This is a genomic window from Terriglobus sp. 2YAB30_2 (assembly GCF_052114765.1).
Lineage (GTDB): Bacteria > Acidobacteriota > Terriglobia > Terriglobales > Acidobacteriaceae > Terriglobus.
The window spans coordinates 294,677-309,312 of sequence record NZ_JBFRFJ010000002.1 but is presented as its reverse complement, the minus strand read 5'-3'; the positions used below and the strand labels follow the sequence as shown (position 1 = coordinate 309,312).

At 59.1% G+C, this 14,636-nt stretch carries 13 protein-coding genes; 9 read left to right on the top strand and 4 right to left on the bottom strand.

Translation table 11 applies throughout. The features are described 5' to 3' along the window. Positions 1-2 precede the first annotated feature (2 nt). The 3 genes from AB4Y89_RS03990 to AB4Y89_RS03980 are packed head-to-tail and all read right to left on the bottom strand — an operon-like array spanning position 3 to position 2,011. Entirely contained in the window at positions 3-791 is a 789-nt protein-coding gene (locus tag AB4Y89_RS03990) for a TonB family protein (protein WP_442299599.1), read from the bottom strand. 3 nt (positions 792-794) lie between these two features. Beyond that, on the bottom strand, positions 795-1,205 hold the full coding sequence (locus AB4Y89_RS03985; protein WP_442299598.1) for an ExbD/TolR family protein: 411 nt from the start codon (positions 1,203-1,205) through the stop codon (positions 795-797). An 11-nt stretch (positions 1,206-1,216) separates the two neighbouring features. After that, positions 1,217-2,011 (bottom strand): MotA/TolQ/ExbB proton channel family protein, encoded by a 795-nt coding sequence (locus tag AB4Y89_RS03980; protein WP_442299865.1) that lies wholly within the window; start codon positions 2,009-2,011, stop codon positions 1,217-1,219. 101 nt (positions 2,012-2,112) lie between these two features. On the opposite strand from AB4Y89_RS03980, the gene recN reads away from it, so the two are divergent. The 9 genes from recN (at position 2,113) to AB4Y89_RS03935 (ending at position 13,845) form a co-directional block, all read left to right on the top strand. Beyond that, a complete protein-coding gene (recN, locus tag AB4Y89_RS03975) occupies positions 2,113-3,822 on the top strand; it encodes a DNA repair protein RecN (RefSeq protein WP_442299597.1) in 1,710 nt (569 codons plus the stop codon). Between the two features lie 17 nt (positions 3,823-3,839). Next, positions 3,840-4,451: a YdcF family protein gene (locus AB4Y89_RS03970; protein WP_442299596.1), complete on the top strand. Its 612-nt coding sequence runs from the start codon at positions 3,840-3,842 to the stop codon at positions 4,449-4,451. A 212-nt stretch (positions 4,452-4,663) separates the two neighbouring features. Next, positions 4,664-8,182: a DNA polymerase III subunit alpha gene (gene dnaE / locus AB4Y89_RS03965; RefSeq protein WP_442299595.1), complete on the top strand. Its 3,519-nt coding sequence runs from the start codon at positions 4,664-4,666 to the stop codon at positions 8,180-8,182. A gap of 77 nt (positions 8,183-8,259) precedes the next feature. Continuing rightward, on the top strand, positions 8,260-9,993 hold the full coding sequence (locus AB4Y89_RS03960; protein WP_442299594.1) for a DUF885 family protein: 1,734 nt from the start codon (positions 8,260-8,262) through the stop codon (positions 9,991-9,993). A 32-nt stretch (positions 9,994-10,025) separates the two neighbouring features. After that, entirely contained in the window at positions 10,026-10,436 is a 411-nt protein-coding gene (locus AB4Y89_RS03955) for a DoxX family protein (protein WP_442299593.1), read from the top strand. Further along, the gene (locus tag AB4Y89_RS03950) at positions 10,436-11,281 is read left to right on the top strand and encodes an acetyl-CoA carboxylase carboxyltransferase subunit alpha (protein WP_442299592.1); all 846 of its coding nucleotides are present in this window, start codon (positions 10,436-10,438) and stop codon (positions 11,279-11,281) included. Before AB4Y89_RS03955 ends, AB4Y89_RS03950 begins: the two co-directional genes overlap by 1 nt. 15 nt (positions 11,282-11,296) lie before the next feature. Next, a complete protein-coding gene (locus AB4Y89_RS03945; protein WP_442299591.1) occupies positions 11,297-12,355 on the top strand; it encodes a CPBP family intramembrane glutamic endopeptidase in 1,059 nt (352 codons plus the stop codon). A 67-nt stretch (positions 12,356-12,422) separates the two neighbouring features. Continuing rightward, positions 12,423-13,511 (top strand): hypothetical protein, encoded by a 1,089-nt coding sequence (locus tag AB4Y89_RS03940; RefSeq protein ID WP_442299590.1) that lies wholly within the window; start codon positions 12,423-12,425, stop codon positions 13,509-13,511. 154 nt (positions 13,512-13,665) lie between these two features. After that, the gene (locus AB4Y89_RS03935) at positions 13,666-13,845 is read left to right on the top strand and encodes a hypothetical protein (RefSeq protein ID WP_147648351.1); all 180 of its coding nucleotides are present in this window, start codon (positions 13,666-13,668) and stop codon (positions 13,843-13,845) included. A 51-nt stretch (positions 13,846-13,896) separates the two neighbouring features. Here AB4Y89_RS03935 and pyrF read toward each other — a convergent pair whose 3' ends face one another. After that, the gene (gene pyrF, locus AB4Y89_RS03930; protein ID WP_442299589.1) at positions 13,897-14,631 is read right to left on the bottom strand and encodes an orotidine-5'-phosphate decarboxylase; all 735 of its coding nucleotides are present in this window, start codon (positions 14,629-14,631) and stop codon (positions 13,897-13,899) included. Positions 14,632-14,636: the final 5 nt, after the last annotated feature.

Genomic DNA, 14,636 nt, shown 5'->3' with positions numbered 1-14,636 from the left:
CCTCAATGGGGCTGGTAATGAAAGGTGTACTCCACCGTAATGTGGTCGCCTGCGGGCAGTGGCCCGAAGCCATCTACTCGTTCCAGGGCGTGCAAAGCTGAGGCGTCGAGCGACGGTGAGCCCGAGCGTTGTCCCATGCGGACGTTGGTTGGGGTACCGTCCCGCAAGATATCGAAGATGATAGTGACGCTGCGTCCTACCGAGCTGACGGGATCAGCCTCTCGCGTGAACCAGTTCTGCGCTACAGTCCGGTTCACGACATTAACGTAATAGGCATAGCGGGCTCCGAATGCGGAATCCTGAACAGCGACCGATGCCGTTCCATTGGTCACCTGCATCGTCGACTGCTGAATCCGGATCCCTGAAGTCTCGCCGGTCTGCGCCACATTCGGTTTTGGCGGCTGCATTGGCTGCGGATGTTTCGGCGGAGCAGGCGTATCCTGTTGAGCGACCTTAGGTGTTTTTGGCGGCTGCTTTACCGGAATCGGAATCTCATCCGGCTTCGGTGGCGCCACCGTCTGTGGTGCAGGCTCTTTGGGCGCTGGGCTAGGCGTGTCCGACGTGAGTACCTGATCTTTGTCGAAGCGTTGCGTCGCAGGCAATGGAATCGCCGTGACCATCGTCGCCTGAATCGCTCCCGCCTGAGCGGTGGCCGCACCCCAGCTCGATCCCCGATGGACCAGGAAACCTGCAGCGACGACGCCTCCCAGAACAAGAGCATGCACGATCGCCGATCCGGCAAAATTGCCGCCAAGCGGGTCCGGCTCTGTCCATGTGTGGTCGTTCGGCATGGTCTACTTCTCGATCGGTTGGGTCACGATGCTGATGTTGGTAATTCCGGCTTGTTTCACCGCGTCCATGACGGAGGCGAAAGCGCCGAAGGGAACACGTTCATCCGCGCGCAGGTAGATGATCTTCTTGGATGGATTGGCAGAGCCGGCCCGCAGCAACGCAGGCAATTCGTGGATATTAACTACCTTGTCCTGTAAAAACACCTGCTGATCTTTGTTGATCGTTACCACCTGCCGCTCCTCGGTGACCTGGTTGACGGAGCGGGTCTTAGGTACCGCGACATCGATCCCAGACTGCAGCACCGGTGCGGTCAGCATGAAGATGAGCAGCAGTACCAGCACGACATCGATCAACGGCGTCATGTTGATCTCTGCGAGGGAGGTTTGCGTTCTACCGCTGTTGGAGAAGGCCATATCGCACTCCCTTAGTACTGCCGCACCCGGCGCTCTTCCACCTGAGGAGCAGCGGGTTGAGACATGGCGGCGTTTTCGATCGCCGAGAGAAGCTCGCGTGCGAAATCATCCATGCGCGAACCGAACTCCCGCAGACGGGCAGTGAACTGGTTGTAGCCGATAACGGCCGGAATTGCCACGACCAGACCGGCAGCGGTCGTAATCAGAGCCTCAGAGATACCCGGCGCCACGGCGCGCAGTGTCGCCGCACCCTGAGTGCCCAGCCCGTGGAAGGCATCGATGATGCCCATCACCGTTCCGAACAGGCCTACGAAGGGAGCGATAGCAGCGATCGTAGCCAGCCATGTCAGACGCGATTCCATGCGGGTCAGCGCCTCAGAGGAGGCGGTCTGTGCCGCGCGCTCCAAAGCCACCGGATTCCGCGGAAGTCCACGGCCCCCCGTCTGGCGCTGGTACTCTTCGTTGATCTCGGTAAAGACAATAACGAGGGGCGAGGGCTTGAACTGTTCGGCTACCGTGGCAATCTCGCTAAGACGCTGCGATTTGCGAAACGCGCGAACGAACCGTTGCGACTGTGTCTGAGCACGGCGGAAGCTAGACCATTTCGCAAAGATAATGGCCCAGGAAAAGACACTCGCGAAGGTCAGCAGCACCAGCACAGCCAAAGCGACCGGACCGGAGTTGTGGAGCATCTCGAGCAGCGCGGAGCCACCGGCTCCCGAGGGGGGAAGCGGAGCGGCCTGCTGATCGGCGGCGGTCTCCTGCATTCGCAGGAGAAAAGAGGCGAGGAGATGTACGTGGGTCATCGTCATCACAAAATGCTTATTCCCAGTGTAAACGCGCAAAATGGGCAGAAGTTGGGTGAGGTTCCCAGTTTGGTGCACACGTTTGTTATGCTCAGGCTGCCATGCTGTTGGAATTACGAGCCGAAAACTATGCCGTAATGGACCACGCCGTGGCCGGATTCGGTCCCGGCCTGAATCTTCTGACCGGCGAAACCGGCGCCGGCAAATCCATTTTGATTGATGCTCTTGCGCTGCTGATGGGTGGTAAGGCGTCCAGCGACGTTGTTCGCCACGGTGCGGAAAAAGCCGTGGTGAGCTGTGTCTTTGAGGCGACACCCGGGGCCGAAGCGCTTCTTGAGGAAAACGGGATCGACATCGAGTCCGACGAGATTCTGCTTCGCCGCGAAATTGCCCTGAACGGCAAGGGACGCGTCTGGGTGAACAACCAGCCAGCAACCGTTGCCGTACTGCGGCAGCTTGCGCCGGAACTCGCCCTGATCCATGCCCAGAGCGATACGCTGGCTGCCTTTGATCAGGCGCAGCAACGCGGACTCCTCGACCGCTATCTGGGTGAGGGTGGCTCCGTATTCTCCGACATGAGCGCCGCTTACGCGACCTGGAATGAGGCAAGTTCCCGCCTGCGCGAGCTCGAAGGGGATGAACAGGACCGCCTGCGGTCAGCCGATCTCTGGAGCTTTCAGGCGAAGGAGATCGAGGAAGCCGGCCTCACCAACCCCGACGAGGACACAGCTCTCGAGACCGAGAAACGTGTCCTGGCGAACTCCGAGAAGCTTTACGCCTGCGCCATGACCGCACTCGACCTGTTGTACGAGGGAGAAGGCGCAGCCGCTTCCAAGCTCGGCGCGGCGCTTCGCCAAGTGGAGGAACTCGCGCGGTTCGACACCAGGTTTGCCGATTCTGTTCAGCAGTTGGCTGGCGCCAAAGCATCTGTCGAAGATGTTGGAGCACTGGTACGCGATTACGCTGACGGAATCAATGCGTCCCCTCAGCGTCTGGAAGAGATTGAAGACCGTCTCGCTCTGCTGGATCGATTGAAGCGCAAGTACGGCCACACGCTTGCTGAGGTGATCGCACACGGGCAGGAGGTCGCCCGCAAGCTGGGTGAGATCGAAAACCGGGACGAGCTCGTCAAGCAGGTACGCAAGCAGTTGGAGGCGGCGGCATTGGAATATCGTCTCATTGCCGGTCGGCTGACGGCTGAACGCAAGAGCGCCGCTGCCCGTCTGGAGAAGGTCGCTGAGAAGCAGATTAATGATCTCGCCATGAAGGTCCGCTTCGAGGTAAAGGTCACCTGGGAAGAGGACGAGGGCGCGTGGACAGTACACGGCTGGGACAACATCTCCTTTCTTATCGCGACGAATGTGGGGGCTCCTCTGGCTCCATTGACTGAGATTGCCTCCGGTGGCGAGATGTCACGTGTCATGCTGGCGCTGAAGGTATCGGTCGAGGACGGCGTCAGCAAGCTGCGCAAGAAGACGCCGTTGCCGCGCACATTGATCTTTGACGAGATTGATATCGGCATCGGTGGACGCGCAGCCGAGGCCGTGGGACGCAAACTCAAGCAGCTCAGCAAAGGCCAGCAGGTGCTCTGCATTACCCACCTACCTCAGATCGCAGCCTTCGCAGATACCCATCTGGTGATCGAGAAGACGGTGAAGGCAGGCAAGACGCGCACCGGCGTACGGGAGACGAGCAGGGAAGAGCGCGTGGACGAGATTGCCCGCATGCTGAGTGGCGCCACCATTACCGAAGCCAGTCGCAAAAACGCCGAACAGATGATCGGCGAAGCCGAAGTTGCAGAATCTGTGTGAGGAGCGATAAGGGATCGATGCGAACGCTGAAGTGGATCGGGTTGGTGTTGCTGCTAGTTGCCGTCGTTATCCTGGGTGGGCTGGAGATCGCTCACTGGACCTTGCCGAACGCCAATACGCAGCAGGCGAAGTTTGACGCCATTGTTGTGCTGGGCACGCCTTCGAAGGATGATGGAACCCCGTCGCCGGAACAGAGAGAACGAGTGCTTGAAGGTGTCAGGCAGTGGAAGGCGGGCATTGCGCCGGTCATCATCATGACCGGCGGGGCAGCACACAATCGCTTTGTTGAGGCCCACTCGATGGCTGTTTATGCCGAGCAGCAGGGAGTTCCGGAATCTGCTGTCATTGAAGAGGGCAAGGCTCAGAATACCGTTCAGAATATCTATTACTCGAACGAGATCATGCAGCAGCATGGCTGGCACTCGGCCGAGGTGGTCAGCTCAAAGAGCCACCTGCCGCGCGCAGGCATGATCCTGTCGCACTTCCCGCTGGAATGGAAGACGGACGGAGCCGCCAAACCGGCCGAGTACGGCTGGTGGCGTGAAGCTCTCTTCGAGTTCAATGAGGCGCAGTACTGCTGGACGCTTCGCCGCAAGGGCTTTCCGAAGTCAAAGTTCCTGCCGCAATAGCCTCCTTGTTTTCCTTACCGGGTGCCCCACCCTCGGGGTCCCCAACGAACCCCGTTCGTTGGGGTGAACGCTCGCAACGCCAGGGTGGGTAAGGGATACCCATAATTCCTAATCATTAGGAACCAGCAACTGGCTCGGCCTTCGCGAAGCCATATTTGGTACCGCCTTTTCAACACTCTGCAGCCGCTGCCAAAGCTCACTAGAATTAACACATGGCCGCCGAGTTCACCCACCTTCACCTGCATACCGACTACTCGCTTCTGGACGGCGCATGTGACGTCGACAAACTGGCCTCCCACCTGGCGAAACTAGGCCAGAAGGCCGCCGCCATGACCGACCATGGCAATATCTATGGCGCAGTGCACTTCGCGGCCGCCATGGAGAAGAAGGGCATCAAGCCCATCATCGGCTGCGAGCTCTACCTGTCGAAGACCGCGGACCACCGTGAACTCGCTGACGGCTACAACCACTTTCTCGTGATCGCCGAAAACGAAGAGGGCTACCGAAACCTCGTCCGTCTTACCAGCGAAGCAGCCCTGCATGGCTTCTACCGTAAGCCGCGCGTCAGCAAGGAATTTCTATCAAAGCACACTGAGGGCCTGATTGCCTTCTCCGGATGCCTTGCCGGTGAACTGAATCAGCATCTGATGGCCGGGAAGTATGACGAGGCCAAGCGCACTGCCGGCATGTTTGAGGAGATGTTCGGGAAGGGCAACTTCTTCCTCGAGATCCAGGATCACGGTCTCGAACCGGACAAGCCTGTCTGCGAAGCGCTGTTCAAGCTCGAAAAAGAACTCAACATCCCGCTGATCGCTACCAACGACAGCCATTACGTGGCAGACGATGACAGCCGTGCACACGAGATCCTGCTGTGCGTCCAGACCGCCGGATCCATCAACGATCCCAACCGTTTCCGCTTCGATACCAACGAGTTCTACATCAAGAGCGCCGAGGAGATGCACCGGCTCTTCAAGCATGCGCCCGAGGTCTGCACTCGGACGATGCAGTTTGTCGATCGCTGCAATGTAAAGCTCAATAAGGTCAAGAACCCCTTCCCGGAGTTCGTCGTGCCGGAAGGCGCGACCATTGACAGCTATTTCGAGCAGGTCTGCCGCGAGGGCTTCCAGAAGCGCAAGGAGACAGCCATCCGCCATCTGCAGGAGCGTGGCTTGCTGCGGAAGACCCTCACCGAATATGAAGAGCGCCTGAACCGCGAGATTGACTGCATCAAGCAGATGAAGTTCCCCGGCTACTTCCTCATCGTGTGGGATTTCATCAAGTACGCCCGCGAACGCGATATCCCTGTCGGCCCGGGCCGTGGATCGGCCGCAGGTTCGCTGGTGGCGTACTGCATGGAGATCACGGACATTGATCCGCTGCAGAACGAGCTGCTTTTCGAACGCTTTCTGAATCCTGAGCGTATCTCCATGCCCGATATCGATATCGACTTCTGCATGAACCGCCGCGGTGAAGTCATCGAGCATGTCACGCGCAAGTACGGACGCGATCAGGTAGCGCAGATCATCACCTTCAACACGATGGCTGCGAAGGCCGCGATTAAGGACGTCGGTCGCGCGATTGACATGCCCTATGGCGAAGTCGATCGTGTCGCAAAACTGATTCCAGCGACCATTGGCATCACCATTGAGCAGGCGCTCAAGGATTCACCCCCGCTCGCGCAAGCCTATGAAGACCCGAAGATCCGCGAGCTGATCGATACGGCGATGAGGCTGGAAGGCTTGGTGCGCGGAGCCGGTGTTCACGCCGCCGGTGTCGTGATCGCGCCGACCAAGCTTACTGAACTCGTTCCCGTCACACGCGCCAAGAACGACGATATCGTTACTGCCTACGACATGAAGGCCGTCGAGAAGATGGGCCTTCTCAAGATGGACTTCCTCGGCCTGACGACACTCACCGTTATCGACGACTGTCTGAAACTGATCAAGTCAAACCGGGGCGCCGAAGTTGAGATGGCCAAGGTGCCGCTCGACGATGAAAAGACCTACGAACAGGTCTTTCACCGGGCGCTTACCTCCGGCGTCTTCCAGTTTGAATCCGGTGGTATGCGCGATGTACTGCGCCGTTACAAGCCTACCTCGGTGGAAGACCTTACCGCTCTCAACGCTCTCTATCGTCCCGGACCGATTCAGGGCGGCATGATTGATGACTTCATCGAGCGCAAGTGGGGACGCCGCGCTGTTGAATACACATTCCCTGAGCTTGAGCCCATCCTAAAAGAGACGCTGGGCGTCATCGTCTATCAGGAGCAGGTTATGCAGATCAGCTCGGCCATCGGCGGTTACTCGCTCGGCGGCGCTGATCTGTTGCGCCGTGCCATGGGCAAGAAAGACCCGGCTGAGATGGCCAAGCAGCGCGTCATCTTTATGGCCGGAGCTGCAGAACGCAAGTTCAACAAGGACAAGGCTGGCCAGCTCTTCGACCTGATGGAGCAGTTTGCCGGCTACGGCTTCAACAAGTCGCACTCGGCCGCTTACGCTCTGTTGGCCTATCACACGGCCTATCTGAAGACCCACTATCCGGTGGAGTTCATGGCTGCGCTTCTGACCTCGGAAACCTCCAAGCCGGAGAACGTGGTGAAGTACATTCAGGAGTGCCGCGAAATGGGCATCACGGTGTTGCCACCGGATGTGCAGATCTCTGCGGCAAACTTCACCCCGATCGGCGACGCGATCCGCTTCGGTCTTGCCGCGATCAAGAACGTCGGCGGCAATGCGATCGAATCCATCCAGCAGGCCCGTACCGTGCTGCAGTCGGAAGGAAAGGCTGGCTTCACGTCGATCTGGGAGTTCTGCGAGAAGGTCGATCTGCGGCTGATGAATAAGCGCGTGTTGGAGTCGTTGCTCAAGGCCGGCGCGATGGACAGCTTCGGTTCACGAGCCCGTGTGATGGCTGCTCTGGATAGGGCGATCGAACGCGCGCAGAAGTCGCAACGCGATGCCGAGACGGGCCAGCACGGTCTCTTCGGCATCTTTGATGCAGAGCCCGACGTAGCGAAGAAGGCGGATGATGACTTGCCCAAGGTCCCGGATTGGGATGAACACACGCGCCTGCAGAACGAGAAGGAGGTGCTCGGCTTCTTCGTCTCCGGTCACCCGATGGACAAGTACCGCGAGAAATTGCGCAACCTCAAGGTTGTGGATACAGCCACCGCATGCGAGATGAAGCCGGAGCCCCAGGTCTTCCGCCGCGGGCAGGATAGCAGCGCCAACGAGATTCAGATCGCCGGTGTTATCACCGGGCTGAAGGTGGCCAAGTCCAAGCGCTCCGGTGAAATGTATGCCTCTGCAGCTCTCGAAGACCAGACCGGAAAGATCGACATTATTGCCTTCCCGAAGGACTACGAGAAGCTGGCCGAGAAGTTGAAGATTGACGTTCCGGTGCTTATGCGCGGCACTCTTCGCGGAGAAGAAGACTCAGCTCCGAAGCTCTCGGTCACCTCGATCCAGGCTCTGGAAGACGTGAAGATCAAGCTGCCGGCCGCACTCCGTGTGAAGGTGCCTTTGCATCATCCGGATGAGGCGTTGCTTGAAAAGCTGCTTGCGCTCTTCCAGGGGACGCCCGGACCGGGCAAGGTGTTACTCGATCTCGAGGAACCTGGGCAGTTCTGCGCTGTATTGGAGCCACAGGGACTCTCCGTCGCTGCGGACAAGCTCTTTATCGACCACGTCGAAGAGCTCGTCGGTCAGGGCGCCGTCCGCGTCATCGACTAACACGATCGACATGAAGCGGGTCTGCGTATCCTGCCGGGAACCTCACCCTCGCAACGCTAAGCTGTTAGTTTGTCTGCATGCCTCTCGAACGGATCCTCCTGCTCTCGCTGTTTGCGGTTGCATCATCTTCGTGGTCTGCCTCCGCCCAAACTTCCACGTTTCAAACGAAGCTTCGCACTCTGAGCGAGGAGTTTTGGACGTGGCGTGCTACAGAGCAGGCCTTTACCAACGATGACATTCCCCGCATCGAGCGAGCGGAACCTTTTGTCGTCCATTGGGCGGCAGACGATGTCACCCAGTACAAGGTGAAGATCGATGCGTTTGAGAAGCAGTGGCGCGCCCTTTCCGCAGCACAGGAACCGGTTGCCGATCAGGTGGACAACCGGCTTCTTGGCTCCGCTATTGCAAGGGTGCACTGGGAGCTGACGGTCTTCCCGATGTGGAAGGAGAACCCGTTCTTCTACGTCGATCAGAGCCTCGGTTCCGTTTATGCCGCCCTTCTACCGAAGCCACCGATTACACCGGCGCGCGAGGAGATCATCCTCTCCCGCCTGGAACGCATGCCCTACACGCTGGAAGAAGGGAAGAAGAATCTTACCGATATTCGGGCGCCTTACGTTCGAGCGACACTCTCCGAACTCAAGGAGATCGAAGCACACATRCAGCAGGTCCACGATGGGCTGCTGCCCGTGCTCTCCGATGCGAACAAACCTCGCTTCGAAAAGGCAGAGGCTGCCGCGGTAAAAGCGCTCGTGGAGTATCGCGAATGGGTGAGCGCACGTGGGAAGTCTCCATTGCCGGAGAAGACCGCGGTGGGACGGGAGGACTACATCTGGTTCCTCCGCAACGTCGCGCTGATGAAGTACACCCCGGAAGACCTGTTGCGAATGGGCCGCCAGGAGTGGGAGCGATCTGTAAGCTTTGAAACTCTGGCACGGGCCGCGAGCACCGGCGTTCCGGAGGTCCCGTTTTACGGCACGATCGAAAAGCAGATGGACGCGGAGAAGGCGAACGAGCTCGCCATCCGAAAGTACATGGTCACGCACGGTGTCCTTTCCGATCCTGCCGAGGTCAAACACTATTACTATCTTCCGGTCCCGTCTTATGTAGCGGCACTCAGCTTCATGGGCGTAACCGACGACCTCACCGGACCGTCGCGACTTGAGGAAGACGGTACCAGCTACAAGGAAACTCCGCGCCCGACGGCTAATTTCTGGGGTTCCATCACCGGGCGGGATACCCGGCCACTGACGTTGCACGAAGGTTCGCCTGGACACTACTTCCAGATGGCCTGGAGCTGGCATCACCCCGACTCGATCCGGCGGCACTATTACGACTCGGAGTCGAATGAAGGCATCGGGTTCTATGCCGAGGAGATGGCGCTGGAGGCCGGTCTCTTCGACGACTCGCCACATATGAAGGAAGCCATCTACGGCATGATGCGCCTGCGCGCGCTACGCGTGGAGGTCGACGTCAAGCTGGCCCTCGGCGAGTTCACGTTGGAGCAGGCCGCCGACTATCTAACGAAGGTCGTACCCATGGACCGCGGTACAGCAACCAGCGAAGCCATCATGTTTGCGTCGACACCTGGACAGGCAATTACCTATCAGATCGGCAAACTCGACATTCAGCGGCTGATGACCGATGCCCGCCAGAAGCAGGGGGAGAGCTTCAAGCTGCAGCAGTTCCACGACTTCATCTGGCTGAACGGCAATCTGCCGTTTTCGCTGATGCGGTGGGAGATGCTCAACGACCCCAGTGATGTACCTCCTGTTGCGCCTTCCTTTCTTGAGGCGAAACGCAAGCTTTGAAACTCCCGGGCGGTACCGGTAGTCCAACCAGCATGGTTACCGACCGCCAGATGGCCTACGCTCTGCTTCGCATCGCCTTCGGTATCAATTTTGCGGGTCATGGGTTCACGCGGATCCACGTCGGCGTCGCTGTCTTCGCTGCTAATACCGCACAGCGTCTTGCGAATGCTCCGTTGCCGCATGGCCTGGTACTCGCTCTTGGTTACGTCATCCCATTCGCGGAGGCTGCCCTTGGATTGGCTTTGATCTTCGGCATCCTTACCCGCCTTGCCCTGATCTGCGGATCATTCTTCATGATGATGCTCACCGCTGGTACTACCGCCAATCAGCAATGGGATGTGGCCAGCCAGCAGTTGCTGTATCTCGTCGTCTTTTTCATCTTGCTGCACTTCCGCAGCGATAACTGGCTTGCGCTCGACCAGCTTCGATACAATCGAACCTGATGGCAGATTTTGAGGCAGCAAAGCCCGCCGTGGCAGAGACGTCTGAAGCCTGGCGAAGGACTGAGATGGCGCGGCATCCCCAGCGCCCATACCCGATGGACTTTATCCAGGCACTCTTTACCGATTTCAGCGAGATCCACGGAGACCGTGCCTTCGGCGATGACCCCGCCATGGCAGCCGGTATGGCCCGTTTTCACGGGGAAGAGGTCATGGTCGTCTGCAACCTGAAGGGTCGCACTTTAAAGGAGCGCATGTTGCGCAAGTTCGGCAGTCCGGACCCTGAGGGATACCGCAAGGCGCTGCGCGCCATGAAACTGGCTGAGAAGTTCGGCCGTCCGGTCTTCACCTTCATCGACCTGGCAGGAGCAAATCCAGGCCTCGGCGCGGAAGAACGCGGACAGGCAGAGGCCATCGCCCGCAATCTGATCGAGATGGCTCGTCTGCGCGTGCCAATCCTGGCCACTATTACGGGTGAGGGAGGTTCCGGCGGAGCGCTCGCGCTGGCTGTGGCCGATCGGGTACTGATGCTCGAGAACGCCATGTATTCGGTCATCTCTCCCGAGGGTGCTGCCTCCATCATGTGGAAGGATGCCGCCAAAAAGCAGAAGGCAGCAGAGGCCCTGAAGTACACCGCAGATGATGTGAAGCGGCTGGGCTGCGTGGACGAGATCGTTGCAGAGCCGGAGGGTGGCTCACAGAACGATCCCGCCTATTCTGTCTCTCTTCTGAACGACCGTCTGGAGGCCAATCTGGCCCACCTTCGTGCGCTTAGCGTTGATGACTTGCTGGCCCAGCGCTACAGCAAGTTCCGCAACATGGCCCAGTTCTTCGAGGTAGCCTCCTAAGCTGCGTTGGCCACGATGACTTTGCAGACCCAGGACCGTATGCGTGGCTCCGGCGGGCTCTTTGGAGGCCAGACTCGGGGCAGCGCAGCCGTGCGCTTTGTCTTCGGCACCGTCTGGGTCTTTGCCTCCCAGATCATTGCCGTCATGGCCACGTCGAATATCGATACTTCGGCGCATGAACTGTTTTTCCGGACATTCTGGCTGGCCCTGCTGCTGCTCGGCTTCTGGGGAATGGGACGTGTTCTTGATGGGCAGGAAAGTCCTATCAAGGCCATGGGGCTTATGCGGCGAGAAGGATTTAGCAAAGAGCTCGCCCTGGGAGTAGCTACAGGCTGGGGACTCATTACGGTTCTGGTGCTGCCGATCATGCTCTCCGGCAGGCTCGACCTCAGCTTCTGGTGGAGCCCCCGGTCTATCCTGCTCACGGTAAATAACCTGATCTTGCTCGCGGTCGCCGCCCTGGTTGAAGAGGTTGCCTTCCGCGGCTATGCCTTTCAACGACTTCGCGATGCAGTTGGACCGACGGTCGCTACCTTATTGCTCGCCGCTGTCTTTGGTCTGGTTCATCTGAACAACCCCCACGGAGGCTGGCCGGCGGTCTTTGTGACCATGCTGGCGGGCATCATGCTGTCTGTGGCATATCTGCAGACACGCAGCCTATGGATGGCCTGGGGACTACACTTCGGCTGGAATGCCAGCATGGGTGTTCTCTTCGGCCTTCCGGTCAGTGGTCTGGATTTCTCGAGCGTAGTGCAGGCTCGTCCCGGTCTTCCGTTCTGGTTAACCGGAGGCCTTTACGGCCCTGAAGCCTCGGTGCTGGCGCCATTTGTCGTTCTCGCGGGCATCGCCGTCGTTGTGCGGGTAACCCGCGACCTCAATTGGAAATATGGGTTTGATCCGATCGTAGCCGGCGGGTACCCGATGGACGCTCCACCTCCGCCACAGCACGCTGCCATGGAGGCTGAAGCTGCCGCAAAACAAGCAGCACTCATCCAGATCTTGCCGGCTTCTGCACCCTTGCCAGTTACACCTCGGCCTACAGAACAGACAGATTTCCCATCCGGGGAAAAATGACAAAACGCTGACTTGCCAAGCCCCGCAGGGAAGGCGCAAGATGCTGGTAACTTGAGGTGACACCTCCATGGCATCGCGGGCTCAGTATTGGGTGGTAGCCGCTTCGCTGGCCGCCCTCTGGCTGCCGGCGGCGCGGGGACAGGTCTTTGTTGTTGGCAAAAACACCGCCACCGACGGCATGGTCACCGAATTTCATCCCACAAGGGTCGAGCTGCCGTCCCAACCTCTGACAGAGCGGGGCCGGCGAGATTTGCTGCGCATGCTCGAAGCGGAACAGGGTTTCGCCCACCGGGCTTTGCCGATGGGCGGTCAGGGATTGACCCTGCAAGCCAATGGCACACTCTCTCCAGACTCTGATGCTATCCGTGACGCTCTTTATAAGAAGGGCATCTCTGCGCAGGCCGGAGACCGAGTCGTCGTGACGAACCTGCACTTTGAGAAGGACCGCCTCATCATTGATCTGGACGGCGGCCCCTTCAAGAAGCACCGCTGGCTCTCGCATGTGCAGTTCAACGACAACAACGTCGTCGCCCCGGAAGACCAGCCGACAGGCTCGCGGATCACGCTCGCCTTCGAAAAATTCATCCCTGACCTTACCCCCGCCGAGATCAAAAGCCTGTTGGAGCCAGTCATTGACTTTGGTGTGAAGACCAGTGAAGAGGCGTACGCCAATACCTTACCGGAGCCGCTGAAGCTTGCTGTCGCTGATCATCGCGTCCTGGTCGGAATGAATCATCGGATGGTGCTGGCGGCGCTGGGGCAACCGGTAATGAAGGTGCGGGAAAAGATCGATGACGCGAGCGGTAATAAGTATGAGGAGTGGATTTACGGCCGCACCCCGCAGACAATCCGCTTTGTCCGTTTTGTCGGCGATCGTGTCGTGATGATCAAGATTGCGGAGCTGGGCAAGCCGATCGAGGTGCACGAGAAGGACGAGATGGCCGGCTATATCAATCCGGATGCCGTCCGGACGGTTGCCTTGGGTGACGCCAAGCCGGATGAAGAGGGAAGCGGCAAACAAGCGCCTCCTCCTTCGCTGCGGCGTGAAGGAGAACAGCAGACTACCCCCGGCTCTCCCTCACTGGTGCAGCTACCTCCGGACAAGAAGGATCAGCAGGACAAGCCTGAACAACAGCTCCAGTCCAACTTGAGGTAAGATAGAAACGATCGCTCGCCCGAGCGGGTTCCTTTTCCAACGCACAATGCGGGATTGGGGCAGGATACAAGTAGATAGCGATTTCGCGTGTCTACGATAGGGCGAACGATGAGACATTTTCTTCGTGGCCTGGCCCGAAGACGAAGGAGCTACCATGGCAAAGATTGCCAAGACTGCAGATCGTAAGAAGGTGATGGACACCTCCAAGAGCACGGATTGCCCGAAGTGCTCCAAGCCCACGCGCATCGTGAAGCGCGTCAAGGACCGTGAGCGCAATGTTCCCGGTGGTGTCTATATCTCCTGCTCTGCGTGCGACTTCTACGAGAAGCTCTAAGCACCGCTTGAGGTTTAAAGCACAAACCCGGCTTTTGCCGGGTTTTGCTGTTTAACGCTGTAGCGCCGGCAAGGCGGAGCCAATCTCATCAAGAATGGAACGGGTCGCCGCAGCCGGATCAGTCGCCTGGGTGATCGGGCGGCCGACAACCAGCTTGCTCGCGCCGGAGCGGATGGCCGACGCTGGCGTGACAACCCGCCTCTGATCTCCGACCTCTGAGGTGGCAGGGCGGATGCCTGGGACAATCAACAGCGGCTCATCGCCGATCGTCTCGCGCAGCAGCGCAATCTCTTCGCCGGAGCAGACCAGACCGTCCACACCGGCATCGATCGCCATCTTGCCCAGGAGAGCGACCTGCTCGGCCGGCGTGCGGGTGATCCCGGTTGCAGCGAGCTGGCTACGGTCCATGCTGGTGAGCACGGTGACTGCCAGCAGCTTGGGAGCTCCGGGAATCTTCGCCGCTGCATTCGCTGCGGCTTCGAGCATCTGGGGTCCGCCGGCGGCGTGCAGTGTCAGCAGGCCGACTCCCAATCCGGAGACGGAACGAACGGCTCCTGCCACAGTGTTGGGGATATCGTGGAGCTTCAGGTCGAGGAAGATGTTGAGCTTGTGCTGCAGAAGGGAATCAATGACGGGTCGCCCTTCGGCGAGATAGAGCTCCAGTCCGACCTTTACCCAGGAGATGAGGCCGTTAAGGGCCTCGACCGCCGGGAGCGCTGTGGACTGAGTGGGATAATCCAGCGCGAGGATGAGGCGGTCGAGGGACTGAATCTGTGGAGAGCTCATGCTCT